The 23441-nt window shown below is 71.8% G+C and carries 21 protein-coding genes; 13 read left to right on the top strand and 8 right to left on the bottom strand.

What is annotated here, in order from left to right:
* Positions 1-14: 14 nt before the first annotated feature.
* A complete protein-coding gene (locus tag ACFYTT_RS26900; protein ID WP_357216890.1) occupies positions 15-1343 on the bottom strand; it encodes a Gfo/Idh/MocA family oxidoreductase in 1329 nt (442 codons plus the stop codon).
* 238 nt (positions 1344-1581) lie between these two features.
* Between ACFYTT_RS26900 and ACFYTT_RS26895 the strand changes: the two genes are divergently transcribed.
* From ACFYTT_RS26895 to ACFYTT_RS26870, 6 genes are read left to right on the top strand one after another with little or no spacing between them, the layout of a single operon-like run.
* Complete coding sequence (locus ACFYTT_RS26895) at positions 1582-2712, top strand: LacI family DNA-binding transcriptional regulator (protein WP_387263251.1); 1131 nt, start codon at positions 1582-1584, stop codon at positions 2710-2712.
* A gap of 19 nt (positions 2713-2731) precedes the next feature.
* A complete protein-coding gene (locus ACFYTT_RS26890; RefSeq protein ID WP_387263248.1) occupies positions 2732-4075 on the top strand; it encodes an ABC transporter substrate-binding protein in 1344 nt (447 codons plus the stop codon).
* 31 nt (positions 4076-4106) lie between these two features.
* Positions 4107-5090 (top strand): carbohydrate ABC transporter permease, encoded by a 984-nt coding sequence (locus tag ACFYTT_RS26885; RefSeq protein WP_131056866.1) that lies wholly within the window; start codon positions 4107-4109, stop codon positions 5088-5090.
* Positions 5090-5974, top strand: coding sequence for a carbohydrate ABC transporter permease (locus ACFYTT_RS26880; protein ID WP_176094442.1), 885 nt, complete (start codon positions 5090-5092; stop codon positions 5972-5974). Before ACFYTT_RS26885 ends, ACFYTT_RS26880 begins: the two co-directional genes overlap by 1 nt.
* Complete coding sequence (locus ACFYTT_RS26875; RefSeq protein ID WP_387263243.1) at positions 5958-6590, top strand: hypothetical protein; 633 nt, start codon at positions 5958-5960, stop codon at positions 6588-6590. Before ACFYTT_RS26880 ends, ACFYTT_RS26875 begins: the two co-directional genes overlap by 17 nt.
* Positions 6587-7498 (top strand): PmoA family protein, encoded by a 912-nt coding sequence (locus ACFYTT_RS26870; protein WP_387263240.1) that lies wholly within the window; start codon positions 6587-6589, stop codon positions 7496-7498. Before ACFYTT_RS26875 ends, ACFYTT_RS26870 begins: the two co-directional genes overlap by 4 nt.
* Before the next feature lie 10 nt (positions 7499-7508).
* On the opposite strand, the gene ACFYTT_RS26865 is transcribed toward ACFYTT_RS26870, so the two are convergent.
* The gene (locus ACFYTT_RS26865) at positions 7509-10130 is read right to left on the bottom strand and encodes a CHAT domain-containing protein (RefSeq protein ID WP_387263237.1); all 2622 of its coding nucleotides are present in this window, start codon (positions 10128-10130) and stop codon (positions 7509-7511) included.
* 167 nt (positions 10131-10297) lie between these two features.
* On the opposite strand from ACFYTT_RS26865, the gene ACFYTT_RS26860 reads away from it, so the two are divergent.
* From ACFYTT_RS26860 to ACFYTT_RS26850, 3 genes are read left to right on the top strand one after another with little or no spacing between them, the layout of a single operon-like run.
* Positions 10298-11620: a S8 family serine peptidase gene (locus ACFYTT_RS26860; protein ID WP_387263235.1), complete on the top strand. Its 1323-nt coding sequence runs from the start codon at positions 10298-10300 to the stop codon at positions 11618-11620.
* Positions 11621-11636: 16 nt separating this feature from the next.
* Entirely contained in the window at positions 11637-12269 is a 633-nt protein-coding gene (locus ACFYTT_RS26855; RefSeq protein WP_131056670.1) for an RNA polymerase sigma factor, read from the top strand.
* Entirely contained in the window at positions 12244-12708 is a 465-nt protein-coding gene (locus ACFYTT_RS26850; protein WP_387263231.1) for a hypothetical protein, read from the top strand. The genes ACFYTT_RS26855 and ACFYTT_RS26850 overlap by 26 nt, the downstream gene beginning before the upstream one ends.
* Positions 12709-12761: 53 nt before the next feature.
* On the opposite strand, the gene ACFYTT_RS26845 is transcribed toward ACFYTT_RS26850, so the two are convergent.
* Together ACFYTT_RS26845 and ACFYTT_RS26840 are read right to left on the bottom strand one after the other, a co-directional pair.
* Entirely contained in the window at positions 12762-13787 is a 1026-nt protein-coding gene (locus tag ACFYTT_RS26845) for a hypothetical protein (RefSeq protein ID WP_387263228.1), read from the bottom strand.
* Between the two features lie 150 nt (positions 13788-13937).
* Entirely contained in the window at positions 13938-14921 is a 984-nt protein-coding gene (locus ACFYTT_RS26840) for a LacI family DNA-binding transcriptional regulator (protein WP_176095890.1), read from the bottom strand.
* 163 nt (positions 14922-15084) lie between these two features.
* On the opposite strand from ACFYTT_RS26840, the gene ACFYTT_RS26835 reads away from it, so the two are divergent.
* The 4 genes from ACFYTT_RS26835 to ACFYTT_RS26820 are packed head-to-tail and all read left to right on the top strand — an operon-like array spanning position 15085 to position 20646.
* Positions 15085-16392 carry an extracellular solute-binding protein gene (locus ACFYTT_RS26835; protein ID WP_387263225.1) on the top strand — a complete coding sequence of 436 codons (1308 nt, stop codon included), beginning with the start codon at positions 15085-15087 and terminating at the stop codon, positions 16390-16392.
* Positions 16389-17393, top strand: coding sequence for a carbohydrate ABC transporter permease (locus ACFYTT_RS26830; protein WP_131054784.1), 1005 nt, complete (start codon positions 16389-16391; stop codon positions 17391-17393). Before ACFYTT_RS26835 ends, ACFYTT_RS26830 begins: the two co-directional genes overlap by 4 nt.
* 1 nt (position 17394) lies before the next feature.
* Positions 17395-18255, top strand: a complete 861-nt coding sequence (locus ACFYTT_RS26825) for a carbohydrate ABC transporter permease (RefSeq protein ID WP_131054785.1) — start codon at positions 17395-17397, stop codon at positions 18253-18255.
* A gap of 60 nt (positions 18256-18315) precedes the next feature.
* Complete coding sequence (locus ACFYTT_RS26820) at positions 18316-20646, top strand: beta-glucosidase (protein WP_176094433.1); 2331 nt, start codon at positions 18316-18318, stop codon at positions 20644-20646.
* 61 nt (positions 20647-20707) lie between these two features.
* On the opposite strand, the gene yidC is transcribed toward ACFYTT_RS26820, so the two are convergent.
* From yidC to ACFYTT_RS26800, 4 genes are all read right to left on the bottom strand, one after another.
* A complete protein-coding gene (yidC, locus tag ACFYTT_RS26815; protein ID WP_387263398.1) occupies positions 20708-21625 on the bottom strand; it encodes a membrane protein insertase YidC in 918 nt (305 codons plus the stop codon).
* Between the two features lie 169 nt (positions 21626-21794).
* Complete coding sequence (locus tag ACFYTT_RS26810; protein ID WP_387263222.1) at positions 21795-22076, bottom strand: DUF6412 domain-containing protein; 282 nt, start codon at positions 22074-22076, stop codon at positions 21795-21797.
* A gap of 71 nt (positions 22077-22147) precedes the next feature.
* Positions 22148-22918 carry a hypothetical protein gene (locus tag ACFYTT_RS26805; protein ID WP_387263221.1) on the bottom strand — a complete coding sequence of 257 codons (771 nt, stop codon included), beginning with the start codon at positions 22916-22918 and terminating at the stop codon, positions 22148-22150.
* A gap of 14 nt (positions 22919-22932) precedes the next feature.
* Positions 22933-23385 (bottom strand): hypothetical protein, encoded by a 453-nt coding sequence (locus ACFYTT_RS26800; RefSeq protein WP_387263218.1) that lies wholly within the window; start codon positions 23383-23385, stop codon positions 22933-22935.
* Between the last annotated feature and the right edge of the window lie 56 nt (positions 23386-23441).

Below are 23441 nucleotides of genomic sequence, written 5' to 3'. Positions count from 1 at the left end.
TCCTGGGGTCGAGGTCAGTCGAGGGTGAGCAGGTCGGCGACCCGCACGGGGGCGCCGGTGTCGAAGGACCGGTTGGCGGCCAGACCGGTGAGCAGGGCCAGCGCGCCGTCGCGGGCGCTGGCCGCGCGATCCAGCGGATCGGGTACGCCGCCGAAGAGCACCTGGGTCATCCGGGCGTCCGCCCCGCCGTGGCCGTGCCGGGTGTACCCGTCGACCTCGATGCGTCGGGGCGGGGACCAGAAGGGGCGCAGGGTCAGCGTGGCCTGACCGCCCTCGGCGGCGGCCTCGGTGCCGTGCAGGGCGGCACCCTTGAGCGCACCGGCGGCGGCCGGGCTGACGAACTCGCTCTCGGTGACCTCCAGTTCCAGCCGGCCCCGGCTGCCGTTGACCATCACCCGGTAGCCCTCCCACGGTGCGTACGCGGTGAGGTGGTAGGTCATCGTCGCGCCGCTGGAGTAGGTGGCCAGCACCGCCATGTCGTCCTCGATGGTCACGCCGGGGGCGAAGACGTTGCGGTCGCGGTGGTAGCCGTCGGCGGCCTCGGCGTCGAGGTACAGCTCGCGCAGCCGGGGGTGCTCGGCCAGGCGCAGCGCGAACGGGTCGTCGGCGGCGGCGGGGGCGGCGTGCGCCCGGTCGTAGTCGCGGGCGTAGCCGTGCCGGCGGCCGTCGTCGCCGTAGAAGAACAGCCGGCCGGCGGCGTACACCTGCACCGGAGTGGCGTCCAGCCACCAGTTGACCAGGTCGAAGTGGTGGCTGGCCTTGTGCACCATCAGCCCGCCGGAGCTGGCCTTGTCGCGGTGCCAGCGTCGGAAGTAGTCGGCGCCGTGGCGCACGTCGAGCAGCCACTCGAAGTGCACCGAGCCGATCTCGCCGACCGCGCCCTCGGCGAGCAGCCGTCGCATCTGTTCGTGCAAGGGGTTGTAGCGGTAGTTGAACGCCACCGTCACCCGTCGCCCGGTGCGGCGTACCGCGTCGAGGATGCGGTGGCAGCGGGCCGCGTCGGTGGTCATCGGTTTCTCGGTGACCACGTCACAGCCGGCGTCCAGCGCGGCCACCACGTACGTGTCGTGGGTGACGTCGACCGAGGTCACCAGCACCACGTCGACACGTTCCTCGGCCAGCATGGTGGTGAAGTCGTCGGCGTGGTACGTCGGCAGCCGAGCGTGGCCCAGCTCGCCGAGCCACCGGTTGTGGGCGTCCATCCGGGCCTGGTTGACGTCGGCGAACGCGACCAGTTCGGCGGTGTCCGCGTGGTCGCGGACCAGGGCCCGGACGAACATCTCGGCGCGGGCGCCGGTGCCGACGACGGCGTACCGGGCGCGCTTGCCGGGTTGCGGTGACACAGACCGATCCTCCTCGATCTTTATGCAAACCTTTGCAGTGAAGTAACCACGATCGATTGGTCAGAGTCAACGAGCGGCCGAGAATCGGCGTCTTTTGACCCTATTCATGGGGTTTGGAGTGCATGGCGAGAGCCCGGCCGAAACAGAGCTGTAATCAAGTGCCGTTGACAGTGGAGCAACCGTTTGCATTAATTGGCGGCACCGTGACCGCCGACACACATCGATGAAGGGGGCCTGAGTGCCAGTCACCATCCGGGACGTCGCACGGGCCTCCGGCGTGCACATCTCCACCGTCTCCCGCACCTTCTCCGCGCCCCACCTGGTCAACCCGGAGACCCGGGTGCGGGTGCTGGCCTGCGCCGAGGACCTGGGCTACCGGCCCAACCGCGCCGCCCGGGCCCTCATCACCGGCCGGACGCACAACATCGGCCTGATCATCGCCGACATCGCCAACCCGTTCTTCCCGCCGCTGATCAAGGCGGCGGAGAGCCAGGCCCGCCACCGCGACTACCACGTCTTCGTCGCCGACACGAACGAGGACGCGGCCGCGGAGGAGGAACTGGTGCACGCCCTGGCCAAGCAGGTCGACGGTGTGCTGCTGTGCAGCCCACGGATGAGCAACAGCCTGATCGAGCAGCTCAGCCGCGAGGTGCCGCTGGTCGTGGTCAACCGCCAACTGGCCGGTCTGCCCTGCGTCCTGATGGACGTCGGGCAGGGCGCACGGACCGCCATCGAGCACCTCGTGGGCCTGGGCCACCGGCAGATCGCCCTGCTCGGTGGACCGCGCGGCTCATGGACCAGCCGGGAGATCCGGCGCGCCGCCAGCGCGGCGGCCCGGACCGCCGGTGCGGACCTGACCGTGCTCGGCCCCAACCCGCCCACCGAACACGGCGGCCTCGCCCAGGCGGAGCCGGTCCGCCGGGCCGGCGTCACCGCCGTGCTCGCCTACAACGACCTGATCGCGATCGGGCTCCTGGAGGGGCTCGACGCACTCGGGGTCGGGGTGCCGCAGGAGATCAGTGTCGTCGGGGTCGACGACATCAGCCTGAGCCGGCTCACCCGCCCCAAACTGACGACGGTGGCCACGCCGACCGCGGCCGCCGGCCGGACGGCCGTCGACATGTTGCTGCAACAGGACACCGATCTCCCGCGTACCAGCCGGGGCAGCGGTGCCGGGGCGACAGTCGGCGTCCGTCGTACCACCGCACAGGTAATGCTCCAGACCGAGTTGGTCATCCGCGACTCCACCGGGCCGGGACCATACGCCGGCCGGGAACGTCCTGGCGCCACTGCCGTAGGCCCGGGCCCGCATCGCCGTGCGGACCCGGGCAGCCCGATCGTGGCCGCCGGTGACGTCGTCGCCTCCTAACGCCAAGGAGTGAGCGCACATGCACCCCGCAACGCACCCCACCGCGAACGCGTCCGACGGGCGCACCTACCGTACCCCTCTGCTCCGCCGACGGTTGCTGCGCGGCATGCTCGCCGCGGTCGTGGCCCTGCCGCTGGTCGGCGCGGCCGCCGCCTGCGGCGGTGACGACGCCGGCTCCGACGGCAAGGTCAAGCTCTCCATCTTCTGGTGGGGCGGCGACGCCCGGGCCCAGCTCACCGAGCAGGCCCTCGACCTCTACACCACGAAGAACCCGGACGTCACGTTCGAGAAGGTCTGGCAGGCCAACCAGGGCTACTTCGACAAGCTGGCCACGCTCACCGCCGGTGGCAACCCGCCGGACATCTTCCAGATCGACGACAACTTCCTCGCCGAGTACGCCGCCCGCAACGCCACCCTGGACCTGAAGAAGTACGCGGACTCCGGCGACCTCGACACCAGCAAGTTCCCGCCCAGCCTGCTCCAGTACGGCGAGGTCGACGGCAAGCTCGCCGGCCTGGCCGCCGGGGAGAACACCCAGGGACTGGTCTACAACAAGACGCTGCTGACCAAGAACGGGCTGCCCGAGCCGACCACCGGGATGAGCTGGGAGGAGCACATCGCCTGGGCCGAGCAGGTCAGCAAGAAGGCCGGTGTCCCCGGCACCCAGGACCCGAGCGCCGACTACAAGGCGTTCTGGGTCTGGCTGCGCCAGCAGGGCAAGGACCTCTACGCCGGCACCGACCTGGGCTTCACCGCCGAGGACGTGACCAGGTGGTTCGAGCTGTGGAAGGGCGCGCGGGACCGGGGCGCCACCCCGACCCCGGACATCATCCACGAGGGCAACGCCACCGACATCACCAAGCAGCTCGTGGTGACCGGCAAGGCGGGCACCTCCTGGGTCTGGGTCAACCAGATGCCGGAGCTGAAGAAGAACACCGCCGACGAGCTGGGCGTCGTCGCGTACCCGGGTGACCCGAGCGCCCAGTGGGCCCGCGCCTCGATGTACTGGTCGGTCTTCCGGGGCAGCAAGAACGCCGACGTCGCGGTGGATGTGATCAACTTCCTGGCCAACGACCCGGAGGCGGTCAAGCTGCTCGGCACCGACCGGGGTCTGCCCTCCAACATGGACCTGCGCCGCGTGGTCAGCGACGACACCACCGACCCGGCGATGAAGCAGTCCATCGAGGTCGAGAACACGCTGGCCGAGACGTTCGGCGAGGCGCCGCAGGTGCCGATCAAGGGCCACAGCAAGGTCCGCGCCGAACTGATCAAGGCCGCCGAGAACGCCCAGTACGGGCGGGCCACCCCCGCCGAGGCCGCGGCGCAGTTCGTCGAGGCCAGCAAGGCAGCGATCGCCTCCTGACGCCGCCGCGAAACCCGGAGAGGAGCAGTTCGTGGCCCTGACCACGGCGCCCGACCCGACCCGCCGCGGCACCGGATCCGTCCGGCCCGACGCCACCCGGCGCGGGACCGGACGGATCCGGCACGGGGAAGGTCTGGCCGGTTACGTCTTCCTGTCGCCCTGGCTCATCGGTCTGATGGCCATCACCGCGATGCCCATGCTGTTGTCGCTCTACCTCAGCTTCACCAACTACGACATCCTCACCCCCTGGTCCGAGGTGGAGTGGGTCGGGCTGGCCAACTACGAACGGATGTTCACCAGCGATCCGTCGTGGTGGCACTCGGTCCGGGTCACGCTCAGCTTCGCGCTCATCGCCGTACCGCTGAAACTGGCCGCCGCCCTCGGCGTGGCGCTGCTGCTCAACCGGGCCTGGCGCGGGGTCGGGCTGTTCCGGGGCCTGTTCTATCTGCCGTCGCTGCTCGGCGGCAGCGTGGCGCTGGCCATCGTCTGGGTGAACATGTTCAACCGGGAGGGCGCGTTCAACTCCTTCCTGGCGCTGTTCGGCATCGAGGGCAAGCCCTGGGTCAACGACCCGGACTGGGCCCTGGAGACCCTGATGGTGCTGGCCATCTGGCAGTTCGGCGCACCGATGGTGATCTTCCTGGCCGGGCTCAAGCAGGTGCCGACCGAGCTGTACGAGGCCGCGTCGGTGGACGGTGCCGGCGCGTTCCGGAAGTTCGTCAACGTGACGCTGCCGATGCTCTCCCCGGTGATCTTCTTCAACCTGGTGCTGGAGACCATCAACGGGTTCCAGGGCTTCACCGCCGCGTTCGTGCTCAGCAACGGCACCGGCGGCCCGGTCGACTCGACCCTGATGTACACGCTGAACCTCTACATCACCGGCTTCACCGACCTGGAGATGGGCTACGCCTCCGCGATGGCCTGGGTGTTCCTGATCGCCATCGCCCTCATCACGGTCGTCTTCTTCAGCACCGGCCGGTTCTGGGTGCACTACTCCGACGGGGAGGACCGCTGATGGTGGCGAGCACCGTGGCGCCACCCGTGGCGACCCGCCCGCAACGCCCGCGCAGCCGCTCCTGGCTGCGGCTGATCGTGCTGCTGGCCATCGTCGCGGTGGTGCTCTACCCGCTGATCTGGATGATCGGCACGTCGTTCAAGTCGCAGCAGGAGATCGTCAACAACATCGGGCTGCTGCCGGAGACGTTCACCCCCGGCAACTACACCAACGGGTGGACCAACTTCGACGTCGGCTTCGGCCGGTTCTTCTTCAACAGCGCCATGGTCAGCCTGCTGACCGTGGTCGGCAACGGGGTGAGCTGCCTGCTCGCCGCGTACGCCTTCGCCCGGCTGAAGTTCCGGCTGCGCGGGATGTGGTTCGCCGTCATGATCGGCACCCTGCTGCTACCGGGTCACGTGCTGATCGTGCCGCAGTACATCCTGTTCCGCAGCCTCGGCCTGGTCGGCGGCGACTGGCCGTACCTCCCACTGCTGATCCCGCAGTTCCTGGCCACCGAGGCGTTCTTCGTCTTCCTGATGGTGCAGTTCATGCGGAGCATCCCGCGTGAGCTGGACGAGGCCGCCCGGATCGACGGCGCCAACGCGTTCGGCATCTTCCGGCACGTCATCCTGCCGCTGAGCCGGCCCGCGCTGGTCACCACCGCGATCTTCTCGTTCATCTGGACCTGGAACGACTTCTTCCGGCAACTGGTCTTCCTGTCCAGCCTGAGCGACTACACGGTGCCGGTGGCGCTGACCCTGTTCATCGACTCCACCAGCCAGAGCGCGGTGGGACCGATGTTCGCCATGTCGGTGCTGTCCCTGCTGCCGGTCTTCGTGTTCTTCGTGGCCTTCCAACGGATGCTCGTCGAGGGGATCAACACCAGTGGACTCAAGGGCTGACGACGACCACCACCGGCGCCCGCCGCGCCGCGACTGGCGGGACACCGTCCGCGACGCCGCCGACCTGGCGCTGGTCGGCATCCTGACGGTGCTCGCCGCGCTCCCGGTGGTGACCGCCGGTGCCGCGGTCGGCACCGCCAGCGCGGCCGTGCACGACTGGCTGGCCACCGGCAGTTGGCCGACGGCCCGGCAGACGTTCTCCCGGTTCGGCCGGGGACTGCTGCCGGGACTGCCGGTGGCGCTGCTCGGGCTCGTCGCCGTGGGCCTGCTCGCCGCCGACCTGGTGGCGCTGGGCACCGGCCGGGTGCCCGGCGGGGCGCTGGCGTTGAGCGTCACCACCGTCGTCGCGGCGGGCCTGCTCGGGTACGCCGCCGCGGTCGTGGTCGAGGTGGGCCGCACCGGCGGCACCGGCTGGCGGTCGGCCGCCAGCCGGGCCGCCCGGATCTGCCTCGATCACCCCGCGCACGGGGCCGCGCTGGCCGGCACCAGCGTGGTCGCCGCGCTGCTCGGCGTGCTGGTCACCCCGGTCGCGGTGCCGATCCTCGCCGGGTACGCGCTGGCCGCCGTGCACGCCGTGGCCCGCCGCCGGTCGGTCGTCGAGGCGGAGCTGTCGTGACCACCGCCGACCCGGTCGCCGGTACGCCCACCGCCGACGACAATCCGCACCTGGTCGTCGCTGGCACGCCGGTCGCCCGGTACGTGCTCGCGCCCGACCTCGACGCCACGCACGGGCCCCGGCCCTACCTGCACCCGGTACGCACCCTGGCCGGCGTGCCGGTCACCGACGCGCTCCCGGCCGACCACGTCTGGCACCTCGGCGCCTCGCTGGCCGTGCAGGACGTCGACGGCACCAACCTCTGGGGTGGACGCACCTACGTCCGCGACGTCGGCTACACCTGGCGGGGCGACCACGGCCGGATCGTGCACGCCGGCTGGGCACACCGGGCGGCCGACCGCCTCGACCATCGGCTGCACTGGTGTGACCCGTCCGGTGCGGTGCTGCTCACCGAGCGGCGTACCCTCACCTCCTCGGCGCTGCCCGCCCCGGCGGACGGGATGTCCGACGCGGACCCCGAGGGTGCCTGGCGGCTGGAGGTGACCAGCACCCTCACCGCCCCCGCCGACCGGGACGTGACACTGGGCAGCCCGGCGACCAACGGCCGCCCCGGCGGGGCCGGCTACGGCGGCTTCTTCTGGCGTGCCGTGGCGGAGGGGGAGCCCGAGGTCTTCAGCGACTCGTCGACCGGCGAGGAACAGGTCAACGGCGGCGACGAACCGTGGGTGGCGATGCGGGCTCGGGCGCCGGGCGGGGCGGCGTACACCCTGGTCTTCAGCGGCCTCGGGCCCGGCGACCGGTGGTTCGTGCGGACCTCGATGTACCCGGGGGTTTGCGTGGCGTTCGCGTTCGAGGAGACCGTGACGATCCCGGCCGGCTCCAGCCGGCACGGCCGCTATCGGGTCGTCGTCGCCGACGGTGCGTTGGATCGCGCCACCGCTGCCGCGCTGATCGGCGGCGCGTCCTAGGGACGCCCGGTCATCCGGCGCCCAGGCAGACGAACGCGGCTGCGGTGGCGCGGGCGGCGCTGTCGCCGGAGGCGACGAACGCCTGCTGGGCGTCGGCGAGAGCCGACGCCGGGCGGGCGCCCGCCCACATCCGCCGGTGCAGGTCCACCATCAGCGCGGTGGTGGGTTCGGCGGGCACCGGCAGGACGGTGGCGACCAGGCATCGGGTGCCCAGCGCCAGCAGCACCGCGGCGAAACCCATGATCTCGTCGCCGGGACGCACGTCGGTCAGCCCCGACTCGCAGGCGGAGAGCACCACGCAGCCGGGTGGCCGGGCGACGCGCTCCCACTCGTAGGCGAACAGCGGCCCGTCGGCCAGCTCCAGCGTGGAGAACTGGGGATTGTCGGCGCGGAAGGTGCCGTGCGCCGCGATGTGCACCATGCCGGCACCGTCCAGCGCGGCGGTCAGCGCACCGGCGGTGGCGTCCGGCCCGACGAGCGACCGGGCTCCCGGCAGCACCTCGGCGAGCCGTCGCACCTCGGCCCGCCCGGCGGCCAGGCGCGGACCGCTGGCCAGCACGGGCGGACCCGCCCAGGTGGTACGCCGGTCCGCCTCGAGCCAGACCGTCGCCGAGGGGGCGACCGTGACGGCCCGGCCGGCGCAGGTGGGCAACCCGGCCCATCCCACCGAGTGCAGGACCCCGACCGGGACGATCACCAGGGGCCGGTCGGCGAGGTGTCGCCGCAACGGGTCGAAGAGTTGGCTGTCGAGTGCCGCCGCCGCGTGTGCGGCGCCGGCCCGTGCGGCGGAGGGATCGCCGCCGACGATCAGTCGCCGCAGCCCGAACCGGTGCCATCGGGCCAGTCTCGCCGCCTCGGCGAGCGAGCCGAGGTCGTGCAGGCTCGCCCGGCCGTCGCGGACCAGCACCGCCCCGAGCCGGTCGCCGTGCGCCACGAGTTCGACGAGTACCCGGGTGCCGAGCCGGTCGGCCAGCCGACGGACACCGGGCGGGGCGGTCACCCCGACTCCGCCGGGTACCCGCCGGGCGAGGTCCCGGATCCGCTGTTCGAGTCGGGTCTGCCGGCCGCGCAGGGCGCGTACCGGACGTCCGGCCAGGACCGCGTCCTCCAGGAGGCCGCTGACGAGCCGGAGTTCGGCGAGCGCCGCGACCAGGTCGGGATCGTCGGGTGGCAGCGCCGGCCGCATCCGCAGCGCGTTGGCCCGCCACCGTTCGGCCCAGGCGAGGACCTGCGCCGGCGCCCCGGCCCGGATCGCGATGTCCAGACCCTCGGCCGCCAGTTCCTGCCCGTACGCCCCGCTGCTGGCCCGCAGTTCGGTGGCGCCGAGCGACGTCCGGTGCCGGTCGAGCACACCCAGCCCGCGACGGAGCGCGCGGGCCGCACCCGCCTCGTCACCGCCCAGTCGGCGGGACAGGGCGAGGGCGTACCAGCCCTGGGCACGTCGCGGGGCGGTGCCCCGGACCCGCGCGCGGGCGGCGACGGTGAACAGGGCCCGGGCGCGGTCGGGGCGACCCGTCGCGGTGGCCAGCAGGCCGGCGTCGATGCGGGTACTCAGCGCGGGATCGGACCAGCCCGTGCCGTCGAGCTGGTCGGCGGTCCGCGTCATCGCCGTGAGCAGGGCCGTGGTCCGGGTCCCCCGGCGGGCCTCGGCACGCAGTTCGACGTGCCGGGCGAACGCGGCCCAGGTGCGGCGGCCCTGCCGTCGGAACCGGGTCCGGGCGGCGGCGGCGGCCTCGGTGGCGGTGGCCAGGTCACCGGCGAGCAGGGCGGCCCGCGCCTGCGCCAGCAGCGCCTCGGCCAGGTCGGAGGCCATGCCACGGCGGCGCAACTCCCGGATCGCGACGGCGGCGATCTCCACCGCCTCGTCCACCAGGGGCACCGACAGCAGCAACTCGAAGCGGTCCAGCAGCAGCGCGGGCCGGGGGACGCCGAGACGCCGGTACTCCTCGCCGACGGCGGCGAAACAGCGCAGCGCCGCCGCGATGTCGCCCCGTCGACCGGCCGCGATCCCGCTGTTCCACCGGGCGTCGGCCGCCGCGAGGTCCAGGCCGAGCCGGTCGAAGGCGGCTGCCGCCCGGGACAGGTCGTCGGCGCCGCCGGTGGTGCCCCGGTGGGCGTTGAGCAGGCCCCGGTTGTTGCGGGCCCGGGCCTCCAGCAGGAGGTCGCCCTCGCGCTGGGCGATGTCGATGGCGAGGCCGTAGTCCCGCACCGCCTCGTCGTACCGGCCGCGGTAGTGCAGCACCACGCCCCGCTGCATCCGGCCCCGACCGGCGTCGGCCCCGGTCAGTTCCGGCAGCGCGGCGGTCACCGCCCGCAGCGCCGCCGCGGTGTGCCCCGAACTGGCCAGGACGTACCCGAGGCTCATCCGGGCCAGCGCCCGGGTCCGGGCCGTGCCGGCGGTCCGCACGGCCCGACGGAGGTGGCGCCGGGCGCCGGAGAGGTCGTTGAGTTCGCGCAGTGCCAGACCGATGGCGCGGTCGGCGGTCGAGCGCTCGTCGGCGTCGGACCGGGCGGCGAGCACCCGCTCGGCGATGGTGATCGCCTGGCTGGGGGAGCGCTGGACGGTGTCGAGTGCCGCCTGGGCGGTCCCGGCGCCGTCAGCGGTGCGGTCCGGCACGGGCAGAGAGGTCACCACCCGCTGAGTATCGTCGATATCTCCCCGAGTGGTCGACGTGTGACGGTGAGTATGTCTTTGGCATTGACATGCGCCGATCGCTTGGAAGAATTGACCGGAGACCGGGAACCCGCCGCACCGGACCACCAGTGACGTGCCGCCTCCCGAGTCGCCTGGGAGGACCCGTGCTGCCCGACCGTCCCACCGTGCCACCCGTCACCACCCGGCTCTCCCGACGGCGCCTCCTGGCGGTGTCCGCACTGGCCACGGTGGCGGTGCCACTGGCGTCCACCGTACGGCCGGCGCCGGCCCTCGGCGACGACACCGTCGCCGACGACAAGGCCTACCAGCTCGCGTTCACCGCGATGCTCGACGCCGACCGCACCGTGCGGCGCCACGCCGCACCCGGCCGGGAGGTGCTGTACCGACCCCGGCAGGTGCTCACCGCCCCGGCCGACGCCCAGCGCGTCGCCGCCTGGCTCAGAGCCAGCGGCAACCCGGTGACGTTCGGCGTCGGCTTCGGCGGTGTCGCCCGGCTGGTCTTCGCCGCGGAGGCCGACATCCCCGCGCTCGTGACGAAGCTGCGCGACCCCCGACAGTGGCCCGGAGCGCCGGTGCCGCTGGTCCAACCGCACCACGTGCTGCTCGGCCTCGGCAACATCATGGGTAATCCGGGCGGGCCGCCCCGCGCTCTCGCCGCACTGCCACCGCCGGATCCGGGCCGGCAGTCCGAGGGGGCGGGGGTGACGGTCGGCATCTGCGACACCGGCATCTGCCGGCAGGCCGGCAACCGGCACCCGCAGTGGCTGGGCGGCGCGTACCTCCCGGAGGTCGACGACGAGGACCCGCTCTACGTGCACACCGACGTGCTCGCCCCGCAGGGCGGGCACGGCACGTTCGTCGCCGGGGTGGTGCGGCAGGCCGCGCCGGGCGTACGCCTCGATCCCGAGGCGGCGCTGGCGCCCACCGGAGTCGGGGACGAGTCGATGCTGGTGGCCGCCCTGAGCCGGCTCTCGGGCGAGGTGTCGGTGGTGAACCTCTCGCTGGGCGGCTTCACCCTCGACGACCAACCCTCGCTGCCGCTGGCCAACGCGGTGGCCGCGATGCCCCCGACGACGGCGGTGGTGGCGGCGGCGGGCAACGCCGGTGTCGACCGTCCGGTGTGGCCGGCCGCGCTGGACCGGGTCCTGGCGGTCGGGGCCGTCGAGACGGACACCGCGGGTGTGGTCGTCCCGGCGGACTACAGCGGCCGGGGGGCGTGGGTCGACGCCTGCGCCCTCGGCCGGCGGGACAGCACGTACGTCGAGGGGCGGCTGCCGCTGCCCGGACGACCGACCCGGCTGTTCCACAGGTACGCCACCTGGGCCGGTACGTCGTTCGCCACGGCACATGTCTCGGGTCGACTCGCCGCCCTGATGACCGGGGCGGGACTGAGCGCCGACGCGGCCCGGCTGGCCCTGCTCGCGGCGCCGCGTTGGCACCCCGACTACGGCGTGCTCGTCGGATGAGCGGCAGGGCGGCGTGGTGACCGATCGGAGCGTGCGGGCCCTGGTGTCCGCCGCGGCAGACGGGGACGAGTCGGCCTGGACCGAGCTGGTGCGCCGGTACACCCCGCTGGTGTACTCGGTGATCCGGTCGCACGACCTGAGCGGCGCCGACGCGGCCGATGTCAACCAGACCGTGTGGCTGCGCCTGGTGGAGCACCTGGAGCAGGTACGCGAGCCGCAGGCGCTGGCGGCCTGGTTGGCCGTCACGACCCGACGGGAGTGCTACCGGATGTCGCGTCTCGTCCGGCGGACCCAACCCGTCGACCCCTCCGACGGTTCGCTCGACGCCTACCACGGGACGTGGGCCGACGTCGCGCCGCCGGAGGAGGACCTGTTACGGGCGGAACGGCGGCAGGCGCTGCGGGAGGGTTTCGCCCAACTGCCCTCCCGGTGCCAGGAACTGCTCTCGCTGCTGATGGCCGAGCCGCCGCCGAGCTACCGGCAGGTCTCCGAGCGGTTGGGCGTACCGGTCGGCAGCATCGGACCGACCCAGGCCCGCTGCCTGCGGCGACTGCGCGACTGCGCGGTGCTGGCCCCGTACCTGGGACTGCGGCCGGACACCGGACGGCAGGGGGGTGACCGCGATGGAGCCGTGGCCGCCGGTCGATGACGGCAGGTTGGCGGCGGAACTGGTCGCCGCGCTCTGGGACTCCGAGGGAGTGCCCGAGGAGCATCTGACGGCGGCGCGGGCGGCGTTCGCCCGGCGGCGGACGGACGCCGAGGTGACCCTGGCCGAGCTGACCTTCGACTCGGTGCTCGAACCGGAGTCGGCCGGGCTCACCCGCTCCTCCGGTTCGGCGCGGAGCCTGTGCTTCCGGGGCGACGGGATCGTGCTGGAGATCGAGGTCAGCGACGCCGGCATCGTCGGTCAGGTCTCGCCGGCCGGTCGTGGTCGGGTCAGCGCCCGGACCGTGGGCGGAGTCTACGACGAGGCGACGGTCGACGCGGTGGGTCTCTTCTCGCTCGGGGTGCCGCCGACCGGGCCGGTGCAGCTGCGTGCGTACACCGGCGAACACGTGGTGGCGACCGACTGGGTCTGCCTGCGCTGACGCCACGAGGGTCGTGAGCCCCCTCCGACCCACGACCCTCGCTGCGGTGCGAGCTACCGCTTGACAGTGCTGATCAGATACTGCACACCACCGAGGTCGGTCGACCGGGCGCCGCTGCTGTCCGGGCCGAACTGGGTGACGGTGAAGGAGATCTCCCGCTGGCTGTCGGCCGTGGCCGAGAAGAGCAGCGAGAACTCCGCGCGCTCACCGGGGTTCAGCGCCAGGTTGCCCAGGCTGGCCCTGGTGGGCTCGACGATCTCCACCTGCGTCCGGCCGACGGCGCGGACACCCGTGCCGACCGCGCCCCCGGCCCGCCAGCGCTCGAAGAGTTCCGGGCCGAGATCGACGACGACCCGACCGCCGATCGCCTGGAGCGGCTCGGCCGCCGCGAAGACGACCTCGTTCCTGGACGGTACGGTCAGCGAGTTGCCGATGGCGAACGGCCGGACGGCCGGCGATCCGCCCACGGCGAGCTGGACCGAGTCGACGTTGCGCCACGCGATGTTGTTGTTGTGCCGGGTGTTCGTGCTGATGTCCGGGCCCTCGAAGGTCATCGGGTCGGTCGCGGACACCCAGCGGGCGAGCAGGCAGAAGTGCCCCGGCCCGGGGACTCCGGTCCAGGGGATGGTGACCGTGGTGACCCCGGCGAAGGAGACCACGTTGGCCGCGCCGATCTGGGTCCAGTGGGTCGGCCAGACCGCGCCGCCGCCCGGCGTGGTCCGATAGACGCGAAGCACGCCGTTGCTGGCGCCCGAGCCGTACGGGCCGGGGTTGCGCAGCTTGATGAAGAGGTAGTTGGTGACGCCGACGATCGGGTTCTGGCTGACGGCGCACTCGATCGCGGTGGGGCAGACCTTGATGTCGGGGCTGGCCCAGAGCGGGTTCAGCGCGTGCGGCTCGACTCCGACGTCGGCGGTGGTGTCCTTGATGTAGACGTCGGTCCGGGCGGCTGCGGCGGCGGCCGGGACCGCCTCGACCGGCACCGCGGCGGCGGCGGTGACGGCCAGCAGGCCGGTCAGCATCGCGGCGGTGAGCCCGACCACCGTGGCGCGGCGGACCCGTCTTCCTGCACTGCTCATGACAGGTTCTCCTATCGAAGGAGCGTGCGCCGGTCACGGTGGGTGTCCGTACCGTTTCGGCGCGATGACGTTCTTCAGGAGCCGGTAACCGAGCCGGTGATACCTGTCGTCAGATGGTGCGAGGACGGGCGAATGCCCCGCCGGGCGGCGTCAGGCGGGGAACGGGCGGCAGGAGGCGCGGACCACGAGTTCGGTGGGGAGTCGGATGTGGGAGTCGCGCTCCACACCGGCGATCAGGTCGACGAGCAGCCGCAGCGCCTCGGCGCCCATCCGCTGGATCGGTTGCATGATGGTGGTCAGGGGCGGGTTGGTCAGCGCCGACTCCGGGACGTTGTCGAAGCCGATCACGGAGACGTCGTCGGGTACCGACAGGCCCATGCTCTGCGCCACGTCGATGGTCGAGATGGCGGAGAGGTCGTTGCCGGCGAAGACCGCGGTCGGCCGGTCGGGGAGGGCGAGCAGTTCGGCGGCGGTGCCGGCGGCGCTCTCGATCCGGAACCCGCCGACGCGGACGAGCCGTTCGTCCACGGTCACGCCCGCGTCGGCCATGGCCTGCCGGAAGCCCGCCTCGCGCAGGCGGGACGACTCCAGGTCGGCGCGGCCGGAGATGTGCCCGATGCGGCGGTGGCCGAGCGAGAGCAGGTAGTTGGTGGCGAGCACGGCACCGGCGAAGTTGTCGGAGTCGACGGTGGGCAGGCCGGACGGCCCGGTGTGCGGGTCGACGGCCACCACGTGGAAGCCCTGCTTGGTCTCCACCACCGTGGGGGTGACGATCACGGCGCCGTCGATGAGCGTCCCGGAGAGCCGGGCCAGGGAGCGTCGTTCCCAGCCGACGGCGGCACCGGCCACGTCACCGCTGGAGTACGCCAGCAACTGGTAACCGGTGCCGGTGACCTCCGACGAGGCGCCCTTGAGCAACTCGGTGGAGAACGGTTCGAACTCGGCCACCAGAATCCCCAGCACGTTCGTACGGTGGCTGCGCAGGCTCTGCGCGCCGAGGCTGGCCTCGTAGCCGAGTTGGTGGATGACCTGCTGAACCCGCTCCACGGTCGCCTGCGCCACGCCGTACCGGCCATTCACCACCTTGGATACAGTCGCGACCGAGACGCCGGCCGCTCGGGCCACGTCCGACATGTTGACACGCTGCGGGAACGCCACGCCGACGATGATAGAGGGCTCGACGAGCGCTGCCGACGGCGAGTCGAAAACGTTATCGACACCGATTGACACTGAGTTACACGGCTGTAAAACTCGCCGGCAGGCCGAGCACCGCGACTGATACGTCGAGGAGATACCGATGGCTTTGAAGCGCCGCGTAACCACCGCCATAGCGCTGTCCATCACCACCGCACTGCTTGCCGCCGGATGTGGCGGCGGGGGTGAGTCCGAAGCTCCGGAGAGTGAGCTGTTCAAGAACCCGGTGACCCTGACCTGGTGGCACAACGCCTCCCAGGACGGGCCCGGCAAGACCTACTGGGAGAAGGTCGCCGCCGACTTCACCGCGCTCCACCCCACGGTCACGATCGAGATCGAGGGGATCGAGACCAACCAGCTCCAACGCACCCGGCTGCCCGCCGCGCTGCTGAGCAACGACCCGCCGGACATCTTCCAGGCGTGGGGCGGCGGCGAGATCCGCGAGCAGGTCGAGGCCGACTACCTCAAGGACATCACCGAGCAGGCGAAGTCCGAGGTCGACAACATCGGTAGCGCCGCCGAGATCTGGCAGGTGGACGGCAAGCAGTACGGTCTGCCGTACCGGATGGGCATCGAGGGCGTCTGGTACAACAAGGACATGTTCGAGCGGGCCGGCATCGCCGCCCCGCCGACCACGTTCGAGGAGCTCAACGACGCGGTCACCAAGCTCAAGGCGATCAACGTGATCCCGATCGCGCTGGGCGCCGGTGACAAGTGGCCCGCCGCGCACTGGTGGTACAACTTCGCCCTGCGCGCCTGCTCGGTGGACACGCTGAAGAAGGCCAGCGCCGAGACGGTCTTCGACGACCCGTGCTTCGTGAAGGCCGGCCAGGACCTCAAGGCCTTCATCGACACCACGCCGTTCCAGGACAACTTCATCGCCACCCCGGGTCAGAACGACCCGACCAGCGCCAACGGTCTGCTCGCCAACGGCAAGGCCGCCATGGAGCTGATGGGCGACTGGAACAAGGGCTCGCTGGAGACGGTGACCAACGACAAGGAGGCGCTCGACAAGTTCATCGGTTGGTTCCCGGTGCCGGCGATCTCCGGCTCCGCCGGTGACCCGAAGGCGGCGCTCGGCGGTGGCGACGGTTTCGCCTGCGCCAAGAACGCCCCGGGCGAGTGCGTCGAGTTCCTCAAGTACATCGTCAGCCCCGAGGTGCAGAAGGGCTACGCGCAGACCGGCACCGGCCTGCCCGTCGCCAAGGGTGCCGAGGACGGCGTCCAGGACCCGGCCCTGCGCTCCATCCTGGAGGCGACCACCGGTGCGACCTACGTGCAGCTCTGGCTGGACACCGCGTTCGGCAGCACCGTCGGTAACGCGATGAACGACGCGATCGTCGCCATCTTCGCCGGCAACGGGACTCCCGAGCAGGTCGTCGAGGCGATGAAGGCGGCCGCGCGCAAGTGACCGCCACCAACCCCACCACACTGGACCCTGCCGGCGGTGCCTCCGCGCCGCCGGCGGGGCTCCGGCCCGTCCGGCGCCCCTCGAAGGACCGGGCCGCCGAGACCCGACGCAAGTGGTACGAGATCATCGGTCTCACCACCCCGGCGATCGTCGTCTACGTGACGTTCGTCCTCGTACCGATGGGCTTCGCGCTCTACTACAGCCTCTTCCGCTGGCGTGGAGTCGGACCGCCCACCGAGTACATCGGGTTCGACAACTACGTCATGGCGTTCCAGGACCCGATCTTCCTCGACGCGTTGCGCAACAACGCCATCATCGTCTTCGGCTCGCTGCTGTTGCAGGGCCCGGTCGCCCTCGGCGTGGCCCTGCTGCTCAACCGGCACTTCCGGGGCCGCACCCTGTTCCGCCTGCTGGCCTTCGTGCCGTACGTGCTGGCCGAGGTCACGGTCGGCATCATGTGGAAGCTGATCCTGACCCCGAACGGCAGCCTGGACGCGCTGCTCCAGTCGATCGGGCTGGGCGGCCTGGTGCAGGCCTGGCTGGCCGACCTGGACATCGTCATCTGGACGCTGCTGTTCGTGCTCACCTGGAAGTACGTCGGCTTCGCCATCATCCTGCTGCTCGCCGGCCTGTCCAACGTGCCGCAGGAGTTGAACGAGGCCGCCGCCATCGACGGCGCGAGCTGGTGGCAGATCCAACGGCACGTCACCCTGCCGCTGCTCGGCCCCACCATCCGGATCTGGATGTTCCTGTCGATGATCGGCTCGTTGCAGGTCTTCGACGTGATCTGGGTGACCTCGGTGCCCGCCGTCCGCTCGCTCGGGGCCTCCGCCACCATGGCCACCTACATGGTGGACAACGGGTTCTTCGCCCGGCTGTGGGGGTACGGCAACGCGGTGGCGGTGATCCTCTTCGTCATCTCGTTCGTCGCGGCACTGCTGTTCCAGCGGTTCCTGCTGCGCCGTGACATCCAGGGTGCCACGACCGGAAGGGCGAACTGACGTGACCGCCAACGCCACCCTGTCCCCGTCCCGCCGGCGTCGCCCGGTGTCGTGGGGCAATCCCCTCACCTACGGGCTGGCCCTCGCGGTCGCGGCGGTGTCGATCGTCCCGGTGCTGTACGTCATCATCGGAGGCTTCCGCACCACCCCGCAGATCGTCGCGAACCCGGCCGGTCTGCCCGACCCGTGGGTCTTCGACAACTACGCCCGGGTGCTGACCCAGAGCGGCTTCTGGACGCAGGCGTTCAACAGCGCCGTGATCGCGCTGGGCACCACGCTCGGCGTCGTCCTGCTCGGGGTCTGCGCCGCGTTCGTGCTGGCCCGCTACACCTTCCGTGGCCGTGAGGTGCTCTACACCTTCTTCACGCTCGGCCTGCTCTTCCCGGCCGGCGCGGCGATCCTGCCGCTCTACCTCATGCTGCGGGACATGAACCTGATCAACTCCTACTTCGCGGTGATGCTGCCGCAGATCGCCTTCGCGCTACCGTTGACGATCGTGATCCTGCGGCCCTTCCTCTCCGCGATCCCGCGCGAACTGGAGGACGCCGCCGCGATCGACGGCACCGGCCGGCTCGGGTTCCTCTGGCGCATCATGCTCCCGCTGTCGCGGCCCGCCCTCGTCACCGTCGGGATCCTCGCGTTCGTGGCGAGCTGGAACGCCTTCCTCCTGCCGCTGCTCGTCCTCGGTGACGCCAGCCTGCACACCCTGCCGTTGGGCGTGCAGAACTTCTCCAGTCAGTACACCTCGGACACGGCCGGAATCCTCGCCTTCACCTCGCTGGCAATGCTGCCGGCACTACTTTTCTTCACGTTCGCCGAAAAGCAGATCGTCGGTGGCCTGCAGGGCGCGGTCAAGGGCTGAGCGGCGCGGCCGGACGAGAGCCGACGCGACGCCAGCACAACACAAAGGGGAAAGCACAGCATGACTGAGGTCCACGGCGTGGTCGGCGCACCGGTCCCGGCACAACCGGGTCCGGGCCACGACCGGCACGACCGGTCCGACCGGCCGGACGGCGAGGCACGGGTCCGTGAGCTGCTCGGGCGGATGACCATCGAGGAGAAGGTCGCCCAGCTCGTCGGCTTCTGGGAGAAGGAGGACGGCGAGACGGTCGCGCCCTTGCAGGGCGAGTTCGCCGACGTCGGCAAGCTGGAGACCTTCTCCCGGCACGGGCTCGGGCACCTCACCCGGGCGTACGGCACCCGGCCGGTCGACGCCGAGGCCCGCGCGTCCTGGTTGTGGAAGTTCCAGTCCGACCTGGTGACCGGCACCCGGCTCGGCATCCCGGCGATCGTCCACGAGGAGTGCCTCACCGGGCTCTCCGCGTGGAAGGCGGCGACCTACCCCACCCCGCTGGCGTGGGGTGCCGCCTGCGATCCGGAACTCGTCACCGAGATGGCCGAGGCGATCGGGGCGTCCATGCGGGCGCTCGGCATCCACCAGGGGCTCTCCCCGGTGCTCGACGTGATCCGTGACCCCCGCTGGGGGCGCGTCGACGAGTGCATCGCCGAGGACCCCTACCTCGTCGGCACGCTCGGCACGTCGTACGTGCGGGGACTCCAGGCACAGGGGGTGCTGGCCACGCTCAAGCACTTCGCCGGCTACTCGGCCTCCCGCGCCGGGCGCAACTTCGCCCCGGTGCACGCCGGTCCCCGGGAACTCGCCGACGTGCTGCTGCCGCCGTTCGAGATGGCGATCCTGGACGGCGACGCGCGGTCGGTCATGCACTCGTACGCGGAGATCGACGGCGTACCGGTGGCGGCCGACCCGACCATGCTGACCGGGATCCTGCGGGACCGGTGGGGCTTCGACGGGACGGTGGTCGCCGACTACTTCGGCGTGGCCTTCCTGAACCTGCTGCACCACGTCGCGGCCGACAACGCCGACGCGGCGGTGCAGGCGCTGACCGCCGGCGTCGACATCGAACTGCCGACCGGCGACGCCTACCTGACGGTGGCCGAGTCGGTGCGGTCGGGCCGGCTCGACGAGGCGGTCGTGGACCGGGCGGTGCTGCGGGTCCTGCGCCAGAAGGAGGCGCTCGGGCTGCTCGACGCCACCTTCGACGACGAGCCGCAGCCGGTCGACCTCGACTCGCCGGAGCACCGGTCCATCGCCCGCCGGCTCGCCGAGAAGTCCGTCGTCCTCGTCGCCAACCAGGGCGTACTCCCGCTGCCTGCCGGGCGGCGGGTGGCGGTGGTCGGGCCGAACGCGGACCGGGAGGGTGCGCTGTTCGGCTGCTATTCCTTCCTCAACCACGTGCTGGTCCAGCACCCCGACGTGGAGACCGGCATCGAGGTGCCGACGGTCCTCGCGGCGGCCCGGGCCGAGTTCGGCACCGACCTGGTGAGCTGGGCGCGGGGCTGCGACGTGGACTCCGAGGACCGGTCCGGCTTCGACGAGGCGGTGGCCACCGCCGCCGCGGCGGACGTGGCGGTCCTGGTGGTCGGCGACCACGCGGGACTGTTCGGGCGCGGCACCGTCGGCGAGGGGTGCGACCGGGAGGACCTGGAGCTGCCGGGTGTCCAGCGGGAGCTGGCCGAGGCGGTGCTGGCGACCGGTACGCCGGTGGTGCTGGTGCTGCTCACCGGTCGGCCGTACGTGCTCGGCTGGGCGATGGACCGCTGCGCGGCCGTGGTGCAGGCGTTCTTCCCCGGTGAGGAGGGGGCGGGCGCGATCGTCGGGGTGCTCTCCGGCCGGGTCAACCCGTCGGGGCGGCTGCCGGTCAGCCTGCCCGGATCGGCCGGGGCGCAGCCGTTCTCGTACCTGCACCCCACCCTCGGCGAGGGCAGCGAGGTGACCAACCTGCCGGCGACCCCGGTGGCCTCGTTCGGTCACGGCCTGTCCTACACCACCTTCGAGTACGCCGACCTGACCGTCCCCGCCACCGTGCCGACCGACGGGGCGCTGCCGGTGACCGTCCGGCTCACCAACACCGGTGCGGTGGCCGGCGACGAGGTGGTCCAGCTCTACGGTCGTGACCTGGTCGGCTCGGTGACGCGGCCGGTGGCCCAGTTGCTCGGCTACCGCCGGGTGCACCTGGAGCCGGGCCAGTCGGTCACGGTCGAGTTGACGGTGCCCACCACCCGCCTGGCCTTCTCCGACCGCAGCCTCACCCGCGTGGTGGAGCCCGGCGACGTCGACCTCTGGGTGGGCAGCAGTGTGCGCCGGGACGCCGAGGGGCGTACCACGCTCGTCGGTGACACCGCCGTGGTGACCAACGCGTCGCCGCGCTGGACCACCACCGACGTGCGCTGACGTCTGTCACCGGTGATCCCGGTACGCCGCCCGGCAAGGGGGCGTACCGGGATCTCGGCGTCTATCGGCCGCGTGTCGCGCCCCGGCGGGCGGTGGTCGGCTTCGCGCCCGGCCGGGGTGCGAGCGACCGGGCCGGGGGTGTGGCGCGGGCCGGGGTGGCCGTGGCTCCCGCCTTCGGCGTGCCGCTGGTCGGCGGCGGGTACTTCCGGAGGACCCAGGTCTGCTGGGCGAGGGAGAACAGGTTCGTGGTCACCCAGTAGATGATCACGCCGATCGGGAAGATCAGACCCGAGACGAGCAGCGAGAACGGGATGCCGTAGAGCATCAGCCGCTGCACCGTCCGCTGCTGCGGGTCCTCGGCCCAGCCGGTCCGCAGGATCATCTGCCGGCTGCTCAGATAGGTCGTGGCGATCATCGTGACGATCAGGATCGCGGCGACGATCCGGACGGTCGTGCCGTCCGCGCCGAGCAGCGACAGCTCCTGCGCACCGGACCGGAGGCTGGCCGCGATCGGCGCGCCGAACAACGTCGCCGACGAGGCGCTGTCGAACTGGGTGACCGTCCAGCCGTACAGCGTCTTCATGTGCTCCGGCATGGTCGGCTTGAGATGACGCAGCACGTGGAACAGGCCCAGGAAGACCGGGATCTGCACCAGCATCGGGAGGAAGGCCGTCAGCGGGTTGGCCTTCTCCGTGCGATAGAGCTCCAGCAGCTCCTTCTGCATGGTCTCGCGGTCGTCCTTGTGCCTCTCCTGGATCTCCTTGACGCGTGGCTGGAGCGCCTGCATCGCGCGCTGCGACTTGATCTGCCGGACGTAGACCGGGAACAGCACACCCCGGACGGTCAGCACCAGGAAGACGATGCCCAGCACCCAGGCCCAGTCGGTGCCGAGCGCGGCGGCGTCGCCGAAGAGCAGCTGCCAGGCGCCGTGCCAGAAGAGCAGGATGCCCGAGATGGCACCGTAGACGACGGCCATCATCGGGCTGAACAGGGCGCTCACCGGAGGGCTCCGGCAGCGTACGGTGAACGGAAAACAGATGAATCGGACATGCGGGTACCCCTCGGAACACGACGACGACTGGTGACGGGCGGAACGAGTCAGCAGCGGTCGCCGAGGAGCGGCAGGTGGAGCGAGCGACGGTGAGCGCTCAGGCGACCGCGAGGGTCGCGGTCGGTGCCCGGGGGCGGGCCCGGCCGGCGGCGTCCGGATCGCGGTGCCGGGGCACGCCCGTGCGCCCGGCCCGTTCCCGGAGCAACCGTCGGGTGATCCGCAGGTCGGGGACGGTGACCACCCGATGGACCAGGTTCGCGGCGGCGAGCACGGCGGCGACCAGCACACCGGTCGCCGCGGCCGTGCCGGACAGCATGCTGGAAGCACCCACGTCGGCGAGTACGCCGACGAGGTACCAGATCATGCCGAGCCCGATCACGGCACCACCATATCCGCCCCGCGCACCCAGGTCTGCGTCATCAGAATCGGCCGCCCCCGTGAAACCGGCACCTAGCGGTCGGGATCGGGCTCGGCGCGCAGTGCGGCGGTGGCCCGCAGCGCCTTCACGATCGCCGGGATCGCGCCGATCAGCAGCACCAGCGCCCAGACGATCCCGATGATCGCGAAGAGCAGCGCGCCCAGGTCGTCCAGGATGCTCACCAGGATCACCGGCACCAGATTGTGCAGGAACTCCAGCAGCACCGTGCAGAGCAGGCTGGTCAGGATCAGCAGCACCAGGCCCTTGTTCTGGAGGAACTTCGGCTGGGCCAGCACCAGCAGACCGGCCCAGGCGAGCTTGAGCAGCAGCACCAGGCCGAGCAGCACGGCCGCGTCGCCGACCGGGAAGAATCCCCACAACGCCAGGTACGCCAGCGTGCCGAACGGCGGAGCCAGGAACAACGACACCATGACCATCAGCTCGACGAAGGCGACGATCAGCGCCACGAACGCCACGATGATCAGGACGATCGAGAAGATCAGGGTGGCGACGCCCTGCACCCGACCGTGGATCCGTTCGGGCAGCACCAACCCCAGACAGAACAGCCCGGTGGTCCAGAGCGCCGCCGCGTCGACGAGCACCAGATAGCCGGTGCCCCGGCCGGACGGCTCGCCGACCCCGCTCACGTCACCGACCTCGACCCCGAGGTCACCGGCGCTGTCGGTCAGCGCCGCACCGGCGTCGCCGCCGCCCAGCAGCAGCCCGGCACCCAGCTCGACGCCCACCGCCAGCACCAGCGCCAGCATCGCCAACAGCAGGAACGGCTTGCGCAGCGCGCCCATCCCGGCCTCCCGCCTCAGTCCCGCGCGATCGTGACCGGACAGCCGCCGGAGCAGCTCACCCGTACCGTGGTGGCCCGGTCCACGGCGATCCGGGCCACCGCGCCGGTGCCGTCGTCGGCCGGCGTGACGTCGTCCTCGACGGTGAACTCGGCGTCCCCCGGGGCCGGCGCCTCGACGGTGAACGCCTCCGGGCTGCGCAGGATCAGCGTGCGCAACCCACCCGGGTCGGCCACCCGCAGCGCACAGTCGCCGGTGACGGCCAGCACCCCGGGCGCCTCGGCACAGTCCGCGTCGACGGTGGTCGGGTCCACCGCCGACGTCCCGCCGGCCCGCCCCAGCAGGTCGACCAACCCACTGCGCGCCGACGGATCCCCCCGCCCCCCGCCCCCCACTCCCACCGCCACCACGAACAACACCACCAGCAGCACCCCGAGCGCCCCCAACAACACCTTCTGCCGTCCCGTCACCACTGCACCTCGCTCTCGTCGCACGTCGTCTCGTCGCGTTGATCAAGAGGTTTGCG

This window comes from Micromonospora sp. NPDC003816, assembly GCF_042874705.1.
GTDB lineage: Bacteria > Actinomycetota > Actinomycetes > Mycobacteriales > Micromonosporaceae > Micromonospora.
The sequence above is the reverse complement of the archived record's forward strand: the minus strand, read 5'-3'. Positions and strand labels throughout refer to the sequence as shown.

Bases quoted from the DNA above. Each gene is read 5' to 3' on its own strand.
- ACFYTT_RS26850 (WP_387263231.1), top strand. From the start codon at position 12,244: ATGGAGCCGTGGCCGCCGGTCGATGACGGCAGGTTGGCGGCGGAACTG.
- yidC (WP_387263398.1), bottom strand. From the start codon at position 21,625: ATGATGGCCGTCGTCTACGGTGCCATCTCGGGCATCCTGCTCTTCTGG.
- ACFYTT_RS26835 (WP_387263225.1), top strand. From the start codon at position 15,085: ATGGCTTTGAAGCGCCGCGTAACCACCGCCATAGCGCTGTCCATCACC.
- ACFYTT_RS26805 (WP_387263221.1), bottom strand. From the start codon at position 22,918: ATGGGCGCGCTGCGCAAGCCGTTCCTGCTGTTGGCGATGCTGGCGCTG.
- ACFYTT_RS26840 (WP_176095890.1), bottom strand. From the start codon at position 14,921: ATGTCGGACGTGGCCCGAGCGGCCGGCGTCTCGGTCGCGACTGTATCC.
- ACFYTT_RS26820 (WP_176094433.1), top strand. From the start codon at position 18,316: ATGACTGAGGTCCACGGCGTGGTCGGCGCACCGGTCCCGGCACAACCG.
- ACFYTT_RS26845 (WP_387263228.1), bottom strand. From the start codon at position 13,787: ATGAGCAGTGCAGGAAGACGGGTCCGCCGCGCCACGGTGGTCGGGCTC.
- ACFYTT_RS26890 (WP_387263248.1), top strand. From the start codon at position 2,732: ATGCACCCCGCAACGCACCCCACCGCGAACGCGTCCGACGGGCGCACC.
- ACFYTT_RS26880 (WP_176094442.1), top strand. From the start codon at position 5,090: ATGGTGGCGAGCACCGTGGCGCCACCCGTGGCGACCCGCCCGCAACGC.